This is a genomic window from Mycolicibacter icosiumassiliensis, from assembly GCF_900078685.2.
Taxonomy (GTDB): domain Bacteria; phylum Actinomycetota; class Actinomycetes; order Mycobacteriales; family Mycobacteriaceae; genus Mycobacterium; species Mycobacterium icosiumassiliensis.
The window spans coordinates 1,118,792-1,137,668 of the sequence record NZ_LT546166.1 but is presented as its reverse complement, the minus strand read 5'-3'; the positions used below and the strand labels follow the sequence as shown (position 1 = coordinate 1,137,668).

The following is an 18,877-nucleotide window of genomic DNA, read 5'->3' as shown; positions in this document are numbered from 1 at the left end:
GCTTCGGATGTCAAAGGACCTCCACCACAATGGAGTTGGTCCAGTGACGCATCACATAGCAGGTTCGCGCAAGGCCAGGCTGATGAAGAGATAGCCCATGCAGATCAGCAGGTTGAGGGCAGCGATCATCAGGCCGGCCACGATCAGTGCGTTCATCAGGCGTCGCCGGTTGCGCCGCGCCCGGGCCAGTCGCTGCTCATGCTTTATCTCCGTAGCGGCAAGCGCGAACGCATAGTCGACCGACTCGGCCGATGCCAGCGGCGCACCGACCGCCAGTTCGCGCAGCCGAGCGGGCGGAATGCGGACACCCACTCCGGCGAAGCGCCGGCTCATCCGACGGGCCGCCCAGCGGCCGACCACCACGGGCTGTGGCGACTGCTCCCAGTGTTCTGCCCACCGGCCCGACCGGTACGTCATAAACCTTGAGCTTAGCCACTTCGGCTCCCGAATCCGAGCCTTCGGGTGAGTTCTCCGGCATCAGCGGTGCAGTGCTGAAGATGTAGGCAAAACCGAACTATCGCTCAGCGTACGGCGGCACAATACGGGGAGGAAGCAAGCTGGGACCACCGAATTTGCCCGGTGAAAGGGAGCGAATTTCCATGACGACGATCGAGACGAACCCGACGGCGAGCACACCGGTTGAACGCGATGTCGACGCCGACGTCGCAGCAGTGCAGAAGTACTTCGACAGCCCCCGTTTCGAAGGCGTCACCCGTCTCTACAGCGCTCGCCAAGTCGTCGAGCAGCGCGGCACCATCCCCGCCGACTACATCGTGGCGCGCGAAGCGGCGGGCGCGTTCTACGCGCGACTGCGTGAGCTGTTCGCCGCCAAGAAGAGCATCACGACCTTCGGCCCGTATTCGCCGGGGCAGGCAGTGGTGATGAAGCGAGTCGGTATCGAGGGCATCTACCTCGGCGGCTGGGCCACCTCGGCGAAGGGGTCCATCACCGAGGACCCGGGGCCCGACCTGGCCAGCTACCCGCTCAGTCAGGTTCCCGACGAGGCGGCCGGGCTGGTGCGTGCCCTGCTCACCGCCGACCGCAATCAGCAGTACCTGCGCCTGCAGATGACCGAGGAGCAGCGTGCCGCCACTCCGGCCGTGGACTACCGGCCGTTCATCATTGCCGACGCCGACACCGGGCACGGCGGTGATCCGCACGTGCGCAACCTGATCCGGCGCTTCGTCGAAGCCGGTGTCCCCGGCTATCACATCGAGGATCAACGCCCGGGCACCAAGAAGTGCGGTCACCAGGGCGGCAAGGTGCTGGTGCCCTCCGACGAGCAGATCAAGCGGCTGAACACCGCCCGGTTCCAGCTCGACCTGATGGGCGTGCCCGGCATCATCGTCGCGCGCACCGATGCCGAGGCGGCCAACCTGGTCGAGAGCCGCGGCGACGAACGTGACCAGCCGTTCATCCTGGGCACCACCAATTTGAAGATCCCGTCCTACAAGTCCTGTTTCCTGGCGATGACGCGCCAGTTCTACAACTCGGGGATCACCGAGATCAACGGTCACCTGCTCTACGCCCTGCCCGAGGGCGAGTACGCCGCCGCCGACGCCTGGCTGGAGCGCAACGGCATCACCGCGTTGATCACCAAGGCCGCCGAAGGCTGGCGCGGCGACGGGCGCACCTCGGTGGATGGTCTCTTCGACGACATCGAATCGACGTTCGTCGAGGCGTGGCAGAACGACGCCGGGTTGATGACCTTCGGGGACGCCGTAGCCGAGATGCTCGAATTCGCCGAACGCGAAGGCGAGCCCAAGGAGATGAGCGCTGCGCAGTGGCGCGAATTCGCCGCCCGGGCACCGCTTTACACCGCCCGAGAGAAGGCCACCGAGCTCAACGCCGACCCGGGTTGGGACTGCGAACGGGCCAAGACTCCCGAGGGCTACTTCCAGGTGCGCGGCGGCATTCCCTACGCGATCGCCAAGTCACTGGCCGCCGCCCCCTTCGCCGACTTGTTGTGGATGGAGACCAAGACCGCCGACCTCGCCGACGCCCGCGAGTTCGCCGAGGCGATCCACGCGCAATACCCCGACCAGATGCTGGCCTACAACCTGTCCCCCTCGTTCAACTGGGACACCACCGGCATGACCGATGAGCAGATGCGGGCCTTCCCCGTCGAACTCGGCAAGATGGGCTTCGTCTTCAACTTCATCACCTACGGCGGTCACCAGGTCGACGGTGTGGCCTCCGAGGAGTTCGCGGCCACCCTGTTGCAAGACGGCATGCTGGCGCTGGCCCGCCTGCAGCGCAAGATGCGGCTGGTGGAGTCGCCCTACCGCACACCGCAGACGCTGGTCGGCGGTCCGCGCAGCGACGCTGCGCTGGCCGCGTCGTCGGGCCGCACCGCCACCACCAAGGCGATGGGTGCCGGGTCCACCCAGCATCAGCATTTGGTCCAGACCGAGGTGCCTAAGAAGCTGCTGGAGGATTGGCTGGCGTTGTGGGCCGAGCGCTATCAGCTCGGGGAGAAGCTGCGGGTGCAACTGCGGCCGACCCGTCCCGGATCCGACGTGCTGGAACTGGGGATCTTTGGCGAGGGCGACGAGAAGCTCGCCAACGTGATCGTCGACCCGATCAAGGACCGGCACGGTCGCAGCATCTTGACGGTGCGCGACCAGAACACCTTCGCCGAGAAGCTCCGCCAGAAGCGGCTGATGGACCTGACGCACCTGTGGCTGATCCACCGGTTCAAAGCTGCGGCGGTGCACTACGTCACGCCCACCCAGGACAACCTGTACCAGACCGAGAAGATGAAGGAGCACGGCATCTACAGCAGCGTCAACCAGGAGGTCGGCGAGATCATCGTCGCCGACGTCAACCAGCCGCGCATCGACGAGCTGCTGGCACCCGACCGGGTGGCGCTGGGCAAGCTGATCAGCAAAGAGGGCTGACGCCGCCGGTGATCACCCAAGAAGGCGGCTAACCGCGGATTCCCGCGATGGTGTCGGCCAGTGTTTCCCGCGGGGTTCGGAACACGACGCCGAGGTCTCGCTCGGCAGGGGTGTCATCGGATTCGGGCATCTGGGTGTAGTACTGCATCCCGGCCTCGGTGAACGGAGTCGAGATCGGCAGCGCCCGCTCGACTTGATCCAAGACGCGGCCCGCCCAGCGCAGCGCGATATCCGGTATCGGCAGGGCAACCATCGGCGAACCAGACAGCTCTTGAAGCAGGCTCGCCAACTCTCCCGGCGATACTCGCTGGCCGCCGGCCATGTACCGGCGCGGGCCACGACCCGGCTCCAGCAGGGCCAGATGCATTGCCGCGAGGTCACGAACGTCGATCACCATCCAGGCACTGCCACGCCCGGGGATGACATGCATCTGCAGCGCCGCCCGTACTCCTTCGCCGGCCTCCCCCAGCCGGTCGCCGACCGGAGGTCCCAGCACCATGCCCGGATAGGTGATGTTGACCGGGGCGCCGGCGTCCTGCAGGCCGCGCGCATACAGGTCTTCCCGGGCTTTCGACCGTCCATAGCCGTCAGCGCCCCCGGCCACCGGCAGGTCCGCCCGCAACATCGTCAGTCCCGGGTGAAACAGCGCGGTGAAGCTGGAGACGTGAATGATCGGGTCCAGTCCCAGCTCAACCGCTCCGCCGAGCACGTTGTGGGCGCCGGCCGAATTCGTGGCCAGCATCTGTGCCGTCTGGCGTGGGTCGGTGGCCACCACCGCGGCAGCGTGGATGACCGCGTCGCAGCCGCGCAGCGCCTCGCGCACCGAGTCCGCGTCGGTGATGTCACCGACGACGTAGTCGGACACATCGACACCCAACCGCGCCACGCTGCTGTGCAGGCCCGCCGGATTGCGGACCAGGAACCGCGGCCGGTGCCCGGCATCGGCGATCGCCTTGGCGGTCCAGCCGCCGACGAATCCGGTTCCACCGGTGATCAGTACGCGCATGGTGTCCATTCGCCAATAGTGCTGAGGCCAGCCCGATTCCGTCGGTCTTTGCGCTAAGTCCGTTTCGGAAGCTGTCCCGCGATCACCGGCGCGATCTTGTCGGCCATGTAGGCGTGACCGGCATCGGTGGGGTGCACGCCGTCCGGGCCGATCAGGTCGGGCATGCCGACAAACCACCGCTCGGCGAGCGGATCGATGAACTCAGCACCGACCACCCGCGCCTCGGTACTGAGGACATCGCGGATCCGCCACACGTTGCCCGGGATGTCGGCGTTGGGCCACGGCAGGCCGATCACCAGCATTCGCGCCCCCGGCGCGGTACGGCGAGCCAAGCCCAGGGTGTCGGCGATCAGTCGGCTCAACTCGCCCGGCTCGACGTCCTGGTCGTTACGCGAGCCGAAGAACACCACCAGCGCGTCGTCGGGTTGCACCGCACGGCGGGTCAGGTCGCCGAACAGGGAGCCGTGGTTACCCCGCACGCCGTACCCCGCACCGCCCTCGGCCGCCACGTCGGCGCTGACGTACACCCCGCGGCCGGCCAGGTTCTGCCATGCCCGCTCGGTCCAGTTCGCCGCACCGCGGCCGGTGTCCTCGTATCCGGCGGTGTAGGAGTCACCGATCACCGCAATCCGATTCGGGGAGGAACTCAGCGGCACCGTCTCGTAGTGGCGCGTCGACTCGTGATCACGCGACAAGTAACCGGTTCCTGCGACGACCGCGACGACCCCGGCGACCATTACGACGGCGAACGTCATCACCCGACTCACGGCTACCTCCCCCAATCAACTTCAGCGAAGACTAGCCGGAACCGCGACCTTCCGTTCGTTGAGGACACCGTCGACCGAGTCGGTCGAATCGGTCACATCGTCCAAGGCGGCCGGCTCCACAAGTTCGACCGCCAGGGGATCTTCGGTCGGCGTCACCTGTGCCGACTCGGGCCGAGCGCCGATCATCTTGCGCATCCAGTGCCGACCGGGTTCTTCAACAGCGTGGAACAACAGCATCGACAACAACGTCGCCGCCACCAGCAAGCCGCACACCATCCACTTGGCCGCGGTCGCCCCCTCGTCGAGCACGATCTCGAATTGCTTTGCGGCCCAATTCCACGATGTGTGCACCAGCTCGTGAACCATGTACAGGCAGAACGAGATCTGCCCGCCGTACACCAGCACGCGAGTGGACAGCAGCGCAGGAAGGCTTCCGATACCGATCGCTAGGGCCATCACCAACGGCACGAACAGCACATCGACCAGGCCACCGCTGTCGTACAGCCCCGAGATCGGGTGGCCGTCGAAGTAATACAGGACACCGACCATCGCGGCGATCAGCAGCGCGGAGCAATAGCCCGCGGCACGGCGGGCCGAGTCGCTCAGTCCATGCGCCGGTCCCAGCTTCGCCTCTCCTGCGTCGAGCCTCGCTGAACCGCCGAGCTCGATCTTGCGCACCGCGGCGCAGGCCAGCGCGCCCGCGGTGAACTGCATGACGATGCGCGGCAGCCAGCTCCACGGGCTGTAGAACTCGCCGGTCGCCAGCAACAGCAGCAGCGGTGGGAGCGAGGCGATGATCGCCAAGACGGCCAGCCCGCGCGCAGAGGTCACCCGCATCATCCGGTAGACCGCCAGCACCAGCACGCCGAACAGCAGGTAGGCCAGCCATTCGGCGCTGATGGACCAGGCCGGCCCGTCCCAACTCGACCCGTCGAAGAACGGCTCGAACCACAACTGCACCAGCAGGACCTGCCGCACGTAGCTGATCGCGGTGATCCGGCTGAGGTCTTCGGTCGGGACGTGCCCGACGTGCAGGGTGAAGATCACCCAGAGCAGGGCCAGGTGCATCGTGACCAGGTAGATCGGCCAGACCCGGGCCAGGCGCAACCACAGGAAGTGCACGGTGGCGCGCACGGAGAACGTCTCCCCCATCCGCTCCAGGTAGTTCCAGGTCAGGACGAAGCCACTGAGGATGAAGAACAGATCGACGCCCTGGGCGCCTCGGTCGAGCACCGGGGCGAGCGCATCACTGAGTTCCGGCGACGCCAGTCGCAATAGGGGGCGAAAGTGAAACAGCACCACCCAGACCGCGGCGATGATGCGAAGCCCGGTCAGGGCCTTGATCTCTCCGCTGCGCACAACACTCTTTCGCCGGTGGGCTTCGCATGACCTGATTGCCTCGGGTGCGAAGACTAGCAGCGGGACTGTCCCGGGTGAAGTAATCGGCCGGGCACGTCGGCGACCATATCGACGGGGCCGTTGTGAATACTGTAGCGATGCCAGACAACTATCAGGTTGGCCGCGGAATCGCCGATGTCACCGGCGAGCCGGCCGAGTGCGGAATGCTCGGCTACGGCGTGGCCTCACAGCAGACCGACGGACTGCACAACCGGCTGCGCGCGCGGGCATTCGTCATCGCCGATGCGGCCGCCGGAACCCGGCTGCTACTGGTGGTCTGCGAGATACCACTGCTGCTGGAAAGCGTGCACCACGAAGTGCTCGGTCGCCTGGCCGCGACCTACGGCGAGCTGTACACAGTCCACAACGTGATGTTGACCGCGACGCACACCCATTGCGGCCCTGGCGGTTACTCCGACCACCGGCTCTACAACTCGAACACGAACGGATTCCGGCACCAAACTTTCAACGCGATCGTCGATGGGATCTGCGAGGCCATCGATCGAGCGCATGCCGACGTTGCGCCCGCCAGCTTGAGCCTTGCCGTGGGCCGGCTGCACGACGCCAGCAGCAATCGCTCGCCATCGTCGTTCGCCCGCAACCCCGAAGCCGACCGCGCCCATTTCCCGGACAAGATCGATCCGCAGACCACCTTGCTGCGCATCGAACGTGACGGCCGGTTGGTCGGTGCGGTGAACTGGTTCGCCACCCACGGCACGTCCATGACCAACCGCAACACCTTGATCAGCGGGGACAACAAGGGCTACGCCGCCTACCAGTGCGAGCGCCTGGACCACGGCGTCGACTACCTGGCGGCGACTCCCCCGGAGTTCATCGCGGCCTTCGCCCAGACCAACTCCGGGGATATGTCGCCGAATCTGAACCATCGCCCCGGCAGCGGTCCCACCGAGGACGAGTTCGAGAACACCCGGATCATCGGCTCCCGCCAAGCCGCCGCCGCCAACGAACTGACCCTGGGGCATGGCACCGAGGTCACCGGGGGGCTGGACGCCCGCACCACCTACGTCGACCTGACGGATTTCGAGGTGCGGCCCGAATTCACCGGCGACGGCCGGAGCCATCGCACCGGCCCCGCACTCGCGGGTGCGTCGTGTGTGGCCGGTACCGACGAGGGCGCCGGCCCGCTGTACCCGCTGTTCAAGCAGGGCCGTAACCGCATCTTCGACACTCTGGTCGCCAACACGGTATTCCGGCTCTCCCCGCGGCTGCGCGACGCGCAGGCGCCTAAAGGGGCGTTGGGTCCGGGCAGTCGGCTGAACAAGGCGCTGTCGCTGATGCCCGAGGGTGGGCCGGTCCAGCTGCTGCGCATCGGGCAGCTCTACCTGATCGGCATTCCCGCCGAAGTGACCATCGTCGCGGGTCTGCGGTTGCGCCGCACGGTGGCGCAGATCGTGGGCGCCGAACTGCGCGACGTGCTGGTGGCGGGCTACAGCAACGGCTATCTGCATTACGTGACGACGCCGGAGGAGTACGACGAGCAGCGCTACGAGGGCGGCAGCGCCCTGTTTGGGCGTTGGGAGCTGCCGGCGCTGCAGCAGGTGGTGGCCGAGCTGGCCGCCGCAATGCGCGACGGGCGCCCGGCGCCGCAGGGCCAGCGGCCCGCCGAGCCGCCCCGTCGGCGGCGGTCACGCCGCCGGGCGAAGCCGGATGCGCTGGCCGGCGACCAGCGGTTCGGCGATGTCTTGGAAGCCCCGCTGCCTGCGTATCAGCCGGGCACCACGGTGTCGGCGGTGTTCGCCGGCGCGTACCCGAACAATGACCTGCACCGAGGTGGCACCTACGTGCGGGTGGAGCACCAGACCGGTGGCGGGTGGAGCACCGTGGCCGATGACAGCGACTGGTCGACAACATTCCGCTGGCGGCGCGCTGGCCGGCGCGGGTCCACCATTACCGTGAGCTGGGCGATTCCCGAGGACACCGCCGCGGGGCAGTACCGGCTTCGCTACGACGGCGACGCCCGGGATCGAAATGGGCGGATCAGTGCGTTCTCCGGGGTGACCGAGTCGTTCGAGATCTCACCAAAGCGTTAATCGGGCGCCCAAGAGGCCTTAACTTCACCGCATAACGTCGGGAAACATCGAGGTCGGCTCAGCTGCCGACAGCGATCGACTGGAAGGCGGGGGCTGGCATGGCAATCGACATCACCACACGGGGCACTGCTCGGATCAACCCGGTCGTCGAGTGCGGCGGGGCGCAGATTCGGGCGCACTACCGTCACCTCGCGACGGTGATCACGATCCGGGGCCGGATCGATGCCACCAATGTGGACCAGCTCAGCGAACACGCCCGGCGCTTCGTCCTGGCGAAGGAGCCACTGGTGCTCGACTTGAGCGGGGTCACCTCGTTCGCCGCCGCCGGCATCTGGCTGCTGTGCGTCCTGGACGGCGACTGCCGTGCCGCGGGCGTGGAGTGGACGCTCATCGAGAGCTCGTCGGTGAGCGAACTGCTCGGCGACTTCGACGAGGACGCCATGTTCCCGACGTCCCGCTCGGTGGACCAGGCGCTGCACGCTCTTGCCGACGGCAACGACCAGCGCCGCCAGCTGCTGCTGCCGTTGTTCCAGAAATCGGCCTGAGATAGGTCGCGGCCTCGCCACCGCCCAGCGCTGGTGGCCGATCGTCGGAGTGCTGGCGACGTTGGCCCTTGGCTGGGCGGTGGGCCGCGGCTCGACACCCGTCGATAGCTGGTTCAGTCGCGCCACCTTCACCCTGATCGGCGAGCAGCCCCGGTGGTTGTTGGTCTTCACCAGCGGCTGGCTGGTGTTGGCCGTGACTGTGGCGTGCCTGGTGGTGGCCTTGTCGCGGAGGCAATGGGCGTTGGCGGCCGCGGTGCTGGCCTGCCCGTTCGCGGTCACCGCCGCCACCATGGCCCTCAAACACCTCTTCGACCGGCGTAATGGGCCCTACCTGGAATATCCCAGCGGCCATACCGCGCTGTTGGTGGCGGTGCTGGGCATGATGGTCGTGGTGGCGGCATCTCGGGTCTGGGCCCTGGCCGCCGCCGCGCTGGTGAGCCTGCTGGGCATGCTCGGGTTGGTGGCCTGCGGCTACCACTACCTGACCGACACCGTCGGTGCGGCGATGCTCGCCACCGCGCTGGTGTGTGGAACGGCTCGGTTAACGTCTGCGCTGTGATCGTGCTGCTGCCCCCGTCGGAGACCAAGCGCGCCGGCGGCGACGGACCACCGCTGCACCTCGAAGCATTGGCATCCCCACAACTCACCGGCCTGCGGACAGAACTGGTCGACGAGCTGGTGGGGTTGGCCGCTGATCGCGAGGCCAGCCGCAGCGCACTGGGGTTATCGGCGTCCCAGGACGCTGAGATCGAGCGCAACGCCGCGCTGCGCACGGCGCCCACCGCGCCGGCCATCAACCGCTACACCGGGGTGTTGTACGAGGCGCTGGACATCGACTCGCTGCGCGGCGCCGCGGCCGCGCGGGCCGCCGCCCGCTTGGCCGTCGGCTCCGCCTTGTTCGGATTGCTGCGGGCTACCGATCCCGTGCCCGCATACCGCCTCTCGGCGTCCTCGAAGTTGCCCGGACAACCCGGATTGGCCAAGCGCTGGCGACCAGTGCTGGAACCGGTGCTGGCCGAGATCGCCGCAGCCGAACTGGTCGTCGACCTGCGGTCCGGATCCTATGCGGCACTGGCCGCTATCCCCGGCTCGGTCCGCGTCGACGTGATCGCCGAGCACCCCGATGGCCGGCGAGTCTCGGTGAGCCACTTCAACAAAGCGCACAAGGGCCGACTGGCGCGAGCGCTGGCCACCACCAGGGCCGAACTCGACGACGCCGCCGCGGTGGCGGCCACGGCTCGGCGAGCCGGGATGCGGGTGGAACGCGACGAGCGCAGGCTGACGATTGTGGTTGCCGCCTGACACGCCACAATGGGCAGATGCCGAGTCTGCGGATGGTGATTGTCGTTGCACTGCTGCTCGCCGGGGCCGGCGGCCTCGCGACTGCGGCGCCAGGATCGGATGTTCCGGCGCTGTCGGAGCCGGCCCGCGCGGCCGGCTTCGTCGACGTGCGCAGCGCGGTACCGGACGCGATCATCGACCTGCGATACGCCACCGCCAACAACTTCGTGGGCGAACAGCTCTACCCGTCCAATGCTCGGTGTCTGGTGCACGAGTCGCTGGCACCGGGTTTGACCACGGCGGCCGCCGCGCTGCGCAGCCGCGGCCGGACCCTGGTTTTCTGGGACTGCTACCGGCCACACAACGTGCAAGTGCGAATGTTCGAAGTGGTGCCGAACCCGAACTGGGTGGCCCGACCGGGCTCGCTCGCCCGCAGCCACGAGACCGGGCGGTCGGTCGACGTGACCACCGCCGACCCGCAAGGCCGACTGTCGGCGATGGGCACCGGATTCGATGACTTCTCGCCGTCCGCAATGGCATTCGCAGAAGGAATCAGTGCGCGAGCCGCCGATGAGCGCACCGCCCTGCGCGAGGCCATGAAAGCCGGCGGACTCGCACCCTACTCCGGGGAGTGGTGGCACTTCGATGGACCAGGCGCCGGGGTGGGGCGCCCCATCCTCGACGTTCCGGTCAATTAGGCGGGGGCGGCGCCGCCAGGTGACGTTCCACCGATTCGACCTTGGTGTTCATCGCATCGACCGCACCGTCTCGCCAGTCGGCTTTGATCACGGTGCTGACCCGAGGTGAGCGGGCCGCTACGGCTTCCACCGCCCGTTGCACCACGGCCATCGCTTCGGCCCAAGTGTCGCTTTCGATCACGGTGAACATGGCATCGGTGCGATTGGGCAGACCGGACTCCCGAACGACTCGCACCGCTTCCGCGACGATCTCGCCGACTCCCTCCCCCACACCGAGCGGCGTCACCGAGAACGCAACCAGAACCGACACGTGACTCACCCCTCCCGGAAGGCACTACGGCGAGCCTACCTAGCATCGAGGCCGTGCGAGTTCTGGTCCAGCGTGTCTCCTCGGCCCGGGTCCGTGTCGACGGCCAGACGGTCGGTGCGATCGAACCGGACGGCCAGGGCCTGCTCGCGCTGGTCGGCGTGACTCACACCGACGATGCCGCCACGGCACAGCGTCTTGCCGAAAAGCTATGGCAGTTACGCATTCTCGACGATCAGAAGTCGGCCGCGGAGGTGGGTGCGCCGATTCTGGTGGTCAGCCAGTTCACGCTCTACGCCGACACCGCCAAGGGCCGGCGGCCGTCGTGGAATGCTGCCGCGCCGGGTCCGGTCGCCGAACCGCTGGTCGCCGAGTTCGCCGAGGCACTGCGAGGCTTGGGCGCGCAGGTGGCGACCGGGCAGTTCGGGGCGCATATGCAGGTGGAATTGGTCAATGACGGTCCGGTGACGGTGCTGCTCGAGCTCTGAGCCGAAACCGCGCTACGCCCGGGATCGTGGACGCTAACGTGGCCGGATGAATACAGCTGCCAAGGTCCGTTGCGGCGTCTACGCCGTGATTGCCGTCGCCGCGTTAGTCGCCACCTGGAGCCAGAATCTGGCCTACGACGGATCCGACTTTCTTTCCCGGTTCCTGCCCGATACCGCCGTGACACCCGCGTCGCGCTCGATCACCGCCGACATCCTGATGCTGTTCCTGTCGGCAGCGGTTCTGATGGTGCTCGAAGCCCGCAAGCACAACGTGCGGTTCGTCTGGGCCTACATCCTCGGCGGATTCCTCACCGCGATCAGCTTCACGTTCCCGTTGTTTCTGATCGCCCGCGAACGACGACTGGCCGCCGAAGGCGCCGAGGCGCCACGACTGGGCGGCCTCGATGTCGCGCTGCTGGCCGTGGTCGCGCTGGTGCTGGCCGGCTTCACGCTGTGGGTCGATACCCGGTAGCCGCGCCCCGACGGCGCCGGCCGGTTGCCTCATGTCGCGTTGCGCGCGTAGGGAATTCGTTGCCTCCCGTGAAACGCCCTGGAGTACTTGACCCAGGACGGCGGCGGCACCGCCTACACCGTCAGCTCAGCCCTGGCCATGCGGCAGGGGCATTGGAAGACCCGCCCCTATCAAGCCTTCAAAGTCAGTATTTGGAATCGGCGGCCGTACTCGATTTTCTACGACTTCGACCTCGGTACCCGCTGCTTGTTCGAGATCGACGGCCTTCTTTACACCGACCAAGTCAGCGCGGTACGCATGTACTACGACGAGTCCACACCTAAAACGTTCGACATCACCATTGGCACCGCGGGCGATATGGAAGACCCCCTGGGGCAAGTCGTCCGCACCATCCAAACCATGTGGAACGCCATCGGCACCCTATTCGGCAGCAACGACCTCTTCTAAGGCGCACCCGGCGGGACGTACGTGCAGGTGGATTGGTTCATCCGTGCGCCGCTGAACGGGATCGGTACAAAATGTAGTTTGCATTCATCTCGACCGCCGTCGGGGTAGGTGCAGCCGATGTGGAACACCACAAGATCTGCGGGACGATCCGCGTAGAACAGGCCCATTTTCTGCGTGCACGCTCAATACGCATCAAAGTCGTTCCCTAATGCGGTGCATGCACCGTCTGGTGAGCCGGTGCCGGTGCTGCGATAAACAACGCGGCCGGCGCCACGGCGAGTAGGGCTTTGTTCCACATGATTCGTCTCTCTAGCTCGGCTCCGCGCCGGGTGCCGGTGCTGGCTCGGGACCAGGCGGGACATACGTGCAGGCAGAGTCAGCAACCTGTCCGCCGGAGAACGGCACAAAGTGAAAGATGCATTCATCCCGGCCGCCGTCGGGGTATGTGCAGGTGGAGGTCGGGTTCAGCCAAGCGTTGCCGGTGGCCTTGCAATGCACGTTCATCTTGAACATGCAATCGCCATATGCATCAGCGTCTGGCGCCAAAGCGGTGCACGCACCGTCGGCGTGAACCGGCGGCGGTGCTGCGATAAACAATGCGGCCGGCGCTACTGAATCGCCCTGGAAATCCCGGAGGCTCCTGACCTTGGAAACGAGGATGCAGGTATGCCGAAGGAACAGTCGCCAGGTAGGCCCACGACACGCCGTTACGGCCCGGAGGAGAAGGCCGCCGCGGTGCGGATGGTCCGGACGTTGCGGACTGAGCTGGGCACCGAGCAGGGCACGGTGGCGCGGGTGGCGCGTCAGCTCGGTTACGGGGTCGAGTCGGTCCGGTCCTGGGTGCGCCAGGCCGATATCGACGACGGGCATGTACCGGGGGTGTCCACCGCTGAGATTGCGCGGATCAAGGAACTCGAACAGGAGAATCGAGAACTGAAGCGTGCCAACGAGATTCTGAAACGAGCAGCGAGTTTCTTCGGGGCGGAGCTCGACCGCCAACACCGCAAATAGTCGCGTTCATCGACGCGAATCGCGAGGAGTTCGGGGTCGAGCCCATCTGCACCGTCCTGCGTGAAGCAGGCGTGTCGGTGGCCCCGAGCACCTACTACGACACCAAAACCCGCAAGCCGTCGGCGCGGGCCTGCCGCGACGCGGTGCTGGGTCCGGTACTGCGAGCGCTCTGGGAGGACAACTACCGCGTCTACGGGGCACGCAAGCTCTGGAAAACCGCACGCAGGGCCGGCCACGACGTGGGCCGCGATCAGGTCGCCCGCCTGATGCGGGCAGCCGGGATCTGTGGGGCGCGGCGCGGCAAGCGCGTGCGGACCACCAAAGCAGATCCGGCGGCGACGCGGCATCCCGATCTGGTCAAACGGCAGTTCACCGCTACCGCTCCCAACCAGCTCTGGGTGACCGACCTGACGTTCGTGCCGACCTTGGCCCTTGTTGCCTATGTCTGTTTCCTCATCGACGCGTTCAGCCGGATGATCGTCGGGTGGCGGGTCGCCTCCCATATGCGCACCACGATGGTGCTGGATGCGATCGAGATGGCCCGCTGGTCACGCGGAATCCTGTTGCCGTACTTGGTATGTCATTCCGACGCCGGGTCGCAGTTCACTTCTATCCGCTACGGTGAACGGCTCGCCGAGATCGGCGCGACTCCCTCGATCGGCACCGTCGGGGACAGCTTCGACAACGCCCTGGCCGAAACCGTGAACGGCTACTACAAGGCCGAACTGATCTACGGGCCAGCACGTACCGGGCCGTGGAAGACCGTCGAGGACGTCGAGTTGGCCACCCTGAGCTGGGTGCACTGGCACAACACCAGCCGCCTGCACGGCTACCTCAGCGACGTTCCGCCGACCGAGTTCGAAGCGGCGTTCTACGATGCATCACGGAACGACCAGAACCTGGTCGAAATCCAATAGATCGAGCCTCCGGGAGAACCAGGGCGATTCACTACGGCGAGTAGAGCTTTGTTCCACGTGATTCGTTTCTGTCGCTCGCTACTGCCTACTTGCGCGATGCGCCTCATTGCGTTCCTTCCGTCATATCTACTAGTGAGGGGGGTTGATGCAACCGCATATCGACGTCCACGGTCGGTTGGTCCTTCCTGATATTCCCGAGCCGGGCCCGGATGCGCACCCGATCGATAAGGCCATGTGGGCCATTGCCGATGCCCTGAACTGTCCAGTATCGCCCGAGGGCACCATTTATGACCTGCGGTTTGTCAGCATTCCGGTGATCGCACGACACCTGGCCCGCGCCGGAATCGGTCCCGTTGCTGGTCAAGCCGTCATCCGGGCCTGTGACGCCCCGGGCGGCTACCGGCAATGGATCGACATCGATGCCCCCGATCCCGCCCCGGTCGACCTGGACAACACGCCTCTGGCTGACCTGGACCCCGATGACCCACGGGTCCGGGCCTTGCTCGCCGAACGCTTCGGCGGCACTGACTTCGCACCACCGCCGCCACCCGCCGGGTGGCGTATCCGACCGTCCATCAAACTCGCAGAGGACCATCACTGATGACTGCACCCGTGCCCGCCAAGACCGGCGACGTCGTTCACCTGTTCAACACCCTGCTCTCGGCAGCGTGGTACGGGGTCGTCTGCGATGAAGACACCCCGCAGATGATGTCGGCCACCCTCGAAGCCGTCCAGGGCGACGCGGTCCTGACCACCCCGGTCCTGGTCGGCCGCCAAGGCGAACCCGGCAAGAACGCACCGATCGTCGAGCTGGAATTCATCGACGGCCTCGAGACCTTCGAGGACGCCACCACGCTGCTGCCCAACTGGGATGCGTCGATGATCAACCACGGGGTGTGGCTGGTCGACGACAAGGATAATCCCACCAAGTCCCTGGTCTACATCTGGGACGGCACCAAATGGCACAAGGTGCTGCCGGGTCCGTCCGGGCCCGTCGGCGCGACCCCGAACATCTCGCTGTCGTATGAGACCATTCCGTTGAATGAGCGTGTCGAGGGTGTCACGACTGACACCGTTGAGGTCTCCGGCGACGTCCGCAACCCGCACTTCACCATCCGGGCACTGTCGCCGCAGGGGCCTCCCGGTCCCTCCGCGGCGATTGAGAATTCGGACGGCTACGACCAGACGAAGGTCAAACACGTCGGCGATGTGCTGACGGTGCTCAATGACGGTCAGTGGGGGCCGTCGCAGATGACCCTCAAGCAGTGCCGGCTGTACACCATCCCTCAGGGCGAATTCACCTCGACGCCGAACTTCATCGGGATCCCCCCACCTACTTCAGCGTCGGTTCCTGCCTAATCGCCGCACAACCCTTCCCCTGGGTTCCCTAGCCCACCGGACGAATCAAAGGTGTTCGAGGCAATAGCTCAGCGCAACTAGAACATTCGATTCTCGGTCGGCGTCTACCGACCCGCCCGCCGTCGCGGACGAGCCATCTCCAGAACCAGCCGTGGCCGCAGTTATCCACAGTTGACGATTCTGTCAACAGGTTTGGGTCAGCCGGCCATTCCGTCGGTCAGTCGCACTATTGTTCGAAGTATGGGTAGGAATGCGATCGCGGATCGGGGCACCATTCTGGGGTGCCTGGACGCGATCGAGGCCGCCTATGACCAGCTCGAACAGTGCTCACTGGATGCCTTGAGTGCCGAGGACTTGGTGGCGGTGCTGGCCCGCCGGGAAGCGTTGGCGTGGCGGGCGCCGGTGGTCGATCACCGGATCCTGGCCCGGTTGGTCACCGAGGGCGATCCCGGCGCTTTGGGGACATGCTCGCTGACCAAGGCATTGGCCGAGCGGTTGCGGATCAGCAGCGCCAGCGCGCGGCGCCGATTGGCCGAAGCCGCCGAGCTCGGTCCGCGCGCCGCGGTGACCGGGGAACCCTTGGAGCCGGCCTTGCCGGAACTGGCCGCCGCACAGGCCGTGGGTCGGATCGGGCCGGAGCATATGGCGATCGCCCGCAAGGCCTTGACGAAAATACCGGCCGCGGTCAGTGCTGCCTCCCGTCAGCGGGCCGAGCATGACCTCGCTGTACTGGCAACCCAATTCGGGCCGGAAACCTTCCAACGCCTAGCCGATCACCTGGTGGCCGTCCTGGACCCGGATGGGGATTTCACCGACCGAGAACGCCTCGCGCAGCGCGGACTGCGCCTGGGCCGCCAAGACGTCGACGGGATGAGCACCCTGTCGGGCAAGATCAGCCCAGAACTGCGCGCCACCCTCGAGCCGATCCTGGCCAAACTCGCCGCCCCCGGGATGTGCAATGCCGCCGACGAGCACCCCTGCATCAGCGGGACACCGAGCCAAGAGCAGATCCAGCGCGATAATCGCCGCCCCGACCAACGCACCCACGACGCGCTATTGGCTGCTTCCCGCGCCCTACTGGCCTGCGGCGAACTCGGCCAACTCAACGGCCTACCAGTGACCGTCATCGTCACCACCACCCTGGCCGAACTGCACGCCGCAGCCGGCCACGCACCGGTGACCGACACCCGCATCACCGGCAAAGCCCACACCGCCGGCGGATCGCTCCTCCCCATGTCCGACCTACTGCGGATGGCCGAGCACGCATACCACTACTTGAGCGTGTTCGACGGCCGAGGGCGCGCGCTCTGGCTAGGACGTAGCAAGCGGCTCGCGTCAGCGGATCAGCGCATCGTGCTGCATGCCCGAGATCGCGGCTGCACGCGACCCGGCTGCACCGTATCGGGGTATTTGTCCCAGGCGCATCATCTCGAACAGGACTGGGCCCACAACGGACAAACCGACGTTGACGCCCTCGCGCTGGCGTGTGCACCCGATAACCGGATGGCCACCGAACAAGGCTGGACCACCACCCTCGGAGACGACGGCCGCGTCGCATGGATTCCCCCACCGAAACTTGAACGCGGCCAACCCCGAGTGAACCCGTTTCACTTCATCGAAGCCGTCATCGACTACCACACCCGGCCCAACCCGACACCCGACAAGGCCGGCGATCTGCCCGAGGAACAACCACCGCCCATCGACGATTGGCCCGAAGCAGGATGACCGCCGCGGCACTAACGAGGGCTCGGCGGCGCGGGCTACCCGCTCGCCGAGACCGGCGACAGATAGACGCCTACCAGGCTGCGATGCCACCACGCTCCGTCGCGTCGTCGTTCGGCCCACGTGGTAAAGCGATACTCGTAGAGCAGTATTCGCACGAAGCGCGGCGGACTGTCCGGAAACGGGTTGTGGCGCAACAGACGTAACGTGTCGCGGTCGTTACGCAGTAACCGTTGCAGCAGCGCGTCGCGCCATGCCAGCCCGTACCGCGGCGAGAGCGCGGCGAACCACATGAGCCAGTCCAGCCGCAGATGGTAGGGCGCCCATTGACGCGGACGTCGGTCCACCGCACCGGGTTTACCCTTGAACTGGTATTCGCACCAAGGCGTTCGCGCGGTGAGCTCAGCCTCCGCTGTTCCCTCGATCACCAGCTCCCTACGGGAGCGCCCGACGGTCCCGAACGCACCGTAGCTGTTGACCAGATGAAGCGGATTGAAGCTGGCATTCATGCGCTGATTACGCGACGCCATGTTGCGCACCGGCCAGTAGCTCAGTACCACGACCGCGGCCGCGTACACCATCACCAGCGCGGCGAACCAGATCGGGGCCTGCGGCATGGCCGGTGGTTGCAGGCCCGAAATCATTCCGGTCAACCAGGATTCGTTGAGAGCTCCGGCTGCCAAGACGATCGTGATCCAGTTCAGCCAGGCGAAGTTGCCGGAGGCGACCAGCCACAACTGGGTGATGATGATGATCCCGGCGGCCACCCCGGCGATGGGCTGCGGAGCGAACAAGCCGAACGGAACTACCAGTTGGGCGACATGGTTGCCCGCTGCCTCTATTCGGTGCAGCGGTTTGGGCAGCTGGTGGAAGAACCAGCTCAATGGCCCCGGCATCGGCTGGGTCTCGTGGTGGTAGTACAGGCAGGTCAAGTCACGCCAGCAGGAATCGCCGCGCAACTTGATCAGCCCCGCGCCGAACTCGATGCGGAACAGTAGCCAGCGGGCCAGCCACATGACCAGCACCGGCGGCGCAACGCGGTCGTTGCCCAAGAAGACCGCCAGCAGCCCGGTTTCCAGGAGAATCGATTCCCAGCCGAACGCATACCACGTCTGACCGACGTTGACGATCGACAGATACAGCCCCCACAGCAGCAGCCAGATCGCCATCACCGTCCACAGCGGTACCAACTCTCCGGCGCCCAGCACCAGAGCCGCGGCCAGTCCCGCACCCAGCCAGCAGACGGAGGCGAAGAAGCGATCCGAGTAGTACAGATGAAAGATGCTGGGCGTCAGTCGAAACGGGCGACGCCGCACGTACTGCGGCACCGGCATCATGCCGTGCTCGCCGATCAGGGCGCGGAACTGCCGTGCGGCCGCGACAAAAGCGACGACGTAGACGGCCGCGATCCCGCGTTCGAGGACCAGTCTCCCCAGCCAGTACCCCGAACCGCTCAACCACGCCCACTGTGTGCTCACACCTGCAACTCCTCGGTGTGATGTTCATAC

At 66.3% G+C, this 18,877-nt stretch carries 19 protein-coding genes and 1 other annotated feature; of the genes, 13 read left to right on the top strand and 6 right to left on the bottom strand.

Going from position 1 to position 18,877, the window contains the following annotated elements:
* Positions 1–51: 51 nt before the first annotated feature.
* A complete protein-coding gene (locus BN4346_RS29110) occupies positions 52–417 on the bottom strand; it encodes a hypothetical protein (protein WP_235653554.1) in 366 nt (121 codons plus the stop codon).
* A 182-nt stretch (positions 418–599) separates the two neighbouring features.
* Between BN4346_RS29110 and aceA the strand changes: the two genes are divergently transcribed.
* Complete coding sequence (aceA, locus tag BN4346_RS29105) at positions 600–2,900, top strand: isocitrate lyase ICL2 (RefSeq protein WP_067969480.1); 2,301 nt, start codon at positions 600–602, stop codon at positions 2,898–2,900.
* Positions 2,901–2,928: 28 nt separating this feature from the next.
* On the opposite strand, the gene BN4346_RS29100 is transcribed toward aceA, so the two are convergent.
* From BN4346_RS29100 to BN4346_RS29090, 3 genes are read right to left on the bottom strand one after another with little or no spacing between them, the layout of a single operon-like run.
* Positions 2,929–3,906: an NAD-dependent epimerase/dehydratase family protein gene (locus BN4346_RS29100; protein ID WP_067969962.1), complete on the bottom strand. Its 978-nt coding sequence runs from the start codon at positions 3,904–3,906 to the stop codon at positions 2,929–2,931.
* Positions 3,907–3,959: 53 nt separating this feature from the next.
* Positions 3,960–4,661 (bottom strand): Rv0518 family GDSL lipase, encoded by a 702-nt coding sequence (locus BN4346_RS29095; protein WP_096867472.1) that lies wholly within the window; start codon positions 4,659–4,661, stop codon positions 3,960–3,962.
* Positions 4,662–4,694: 33 nt separating this feature from the next.
* Positions 4,695–6,032: an acyltransferase family protein gene (locus BN4346_RS29090; RefSeq protein WP_067969475.1), complete on the bottom strand. Its 1,338-nt coding sequence runs from the start codon at positions 6,030–6,032 to the stop codon at positions 4,695–4,697.
* A gap of 137 nt (positions 6,033–6,169) precedes the next feature.
* Between BN4346_RS29090 and BN4346_RS29085 the strand changes: the two genes are divergently transcribed.
* From BN4346_RS29085 to BN4346_RS29065, 5 genes are all read left to right on the top strand, one after another.
* A complete protein-coding gene (locus BN4346_RS29085; protein ID WP_067969472.1) occupies positions 6,170–8,122 on the top strand; it encodes a neutral/alkaline non-lysosomal ceramidase N-terminal domain-containing protein in 1,953 nt (650 codons plus the stop codon).
* Positions 8,123–8,220: 98 nt separating this feature from the next.
* Complete coding sequence (locus BN4346_RS29080) at positions 8,221–8,667, top strand: STAS domain-containing protein (RefSeq protein ID WP_067969470.1); 447 nt, start codon at positions 8,221–8,223, stop codon at positions 8,665–8,667.
* 49 nt (positions 8,668–8,716) lie between these two features.
* On the top strand, positions 8,717–9,226 hold the full coding sequence (locus tag BN4346_RS29075) for a phosphatase PAP2 family protein (protein ID WP_067969468.1): 510 nt from the start codon (positions 8,717–8,719) through the stop codon (positions 9,224–9,226).
* A complete protein-coding gene (yaaA, locus tag BN4346_RS29070) occupies positions 9,223–9,969 on the top strand; it encodes a peroxide stress protein YaaA (RefSeq protein WP_067969466.1) in 747 nt (248 codons plus the stop codon). The genes BN4346_RS29075 and yaaA overlap by 4 nt, the downstream gene beginning before the upstream one ends.
* A 17-nt stretch (positions 9,970–9,986) precedes the next feature.
* Positions 9,987–10,646, top strand: a complete 660-nt coding sequence (locus BN4346_RS29065) for a M15 family metallopeptidase (RefSeq protein ID WP_067969464.1) — start codon at positions 9,987–9,989, stop codon at positions 10,644–10,646.
* On the opposite strand, the gene BN4346_RS29060 is transcribed toward BN4346_RS29065, so the two are convergent.
* Entirely contained in the window at positions 10,639–10,956 is a 318-nt protein-coding gene (locus BN4346_RS29060; protein ID WP_067969461.1) for an MTH1187 family thiamine-binding protein, read from the bottom strand. The two genes, BN4346_RS29065 and BN4346_RS29060, sit on opposite strands and share 8 nt — an antisense overlap.
* A gap of 53 nt (positions 10,957–11,009) precedes the next feature.
* On the opposite strand from BN4346_RS29060, the gene dtd reads away from it, so the two are divergent.
* The 7 genes from dtd to BN4346_RS29025 all read left to right on the top strand — a co-directional run bounded on the left by dtd (position 11,010) and on the right by BN4346_RS29025 (position 17,372).
* Positions 11,010–11,441, top strand: a complete 432-nt coding sequence (gene dtd / locus BN4346_RS29055) for a D-aminoacyl-tRNA deacylase (protein ID WP_067969459.1) — start codon at positions 11,010–11,012, stop codon at positions 11,439–11,441.
* Positions 11,442–11,487: 46 nt separating this feature from the next.
* Positions 11,488–11,913 carry a DUF2834 domain-containing protein gene (locus BN4346_RS29050; RefSeq protein WP_067969458.1) on the top strand — a complete coding sequence of 142 codons (426 nt, stop codon included), beginning with the start codon at positions 11,488–11,490 and terminating at the stop codon, positions 11,911–11,913.
* 87 nt (positions 11,914–12,000) lie between these two features.
* Positions 12,001–12,360 carry a Gp37-like protein gene (locus BN4346_RS29045; RefSeq protein WP_067969456.1) on the top strand — a complete coding sequence of 120 codons (360 nt, stop codon included), beginning with the start codon at positions 12,001–12,003 and terminating at the stop codon, positions 12,358–12,360.
* 666 nt (positions 12,361–13,026) lie between these two features.
* Positions 13,027–14,288, top strand: a protein-coding gene (locus BN4346_RS29040; protein WP_096867471.1) for an IS3 family transposase whose coding sequence is annotated in 2 segments (ribosomal slippage) — positions 13,027–13,330 and positions 13,330–14,288 — 1,263 coding nt in all. Because the reading frame shifts where the segments join, the coding sequence is not laid out codon by codon here.
* Positions 13,326–13,457: a sequence feature (AL1L pseudoknot), on the top strand. (Overlaps the previous gene by 132 nt.)
* Before the next feature lie 145 nt (positions 14,289–14,433).
* A complete protein-coding gene (locus tag BN4346_RS29035; protein WP_067969450.1) occupies positions 14,434–14,889 on the top strand; it encodes a phage gene 29 protein family protein in 456 nt (151 codons plus the stop codon).
* Positions 14,889–15,647 carry a hypothetical protein gene (locus BN4346_RS29030; RefSeq protein ID WP_067969448.1) on the top strand — a complete coding sequence of 253 codons (759 nt, stop codon included), beginning with the start codon at positions 14,889–14,891 and terminating at the stop codon, positions 15,645–15,647. Before BN4346_RS29035 ends, BN4346_RS29030 begins: the two co-directional genes overlap by 1 nt.
* A 240-nt stretch (positions 15,648–15,887) precedes the next feature.
* Positions 15,888–17,372, top strand: coding sequence for an HNH endonuclease signature motif containing protein (locus tag BN4346_RS29025; protein ID WP_067969439.1), 1,485 nt, complete (start codon positions 15,888–15,890; stop codon positions 17,370–17,372).
* A 35-nt stretch (positions 17,373–17,407) separates the two neighbouring features.
* On the opposite strand, the gene BN4346_RS29020 is transcribed toward BN4346_RS29025, so the two are convergent.
* The gene (locus BN4346_RS29020; protein WP_067969436.1) at positions 17,408–18,847 is read right to left on the bottom strand and encodes a lipase maturation factor family protein; all 1,440 of its coding nucleotides are present in this window, start codon (positions 18,845–18,847) and stop codon (positions 17,408–17,410) included.
* Positions 18,848–18,877 lie beyond the last annotated feature (30 nt).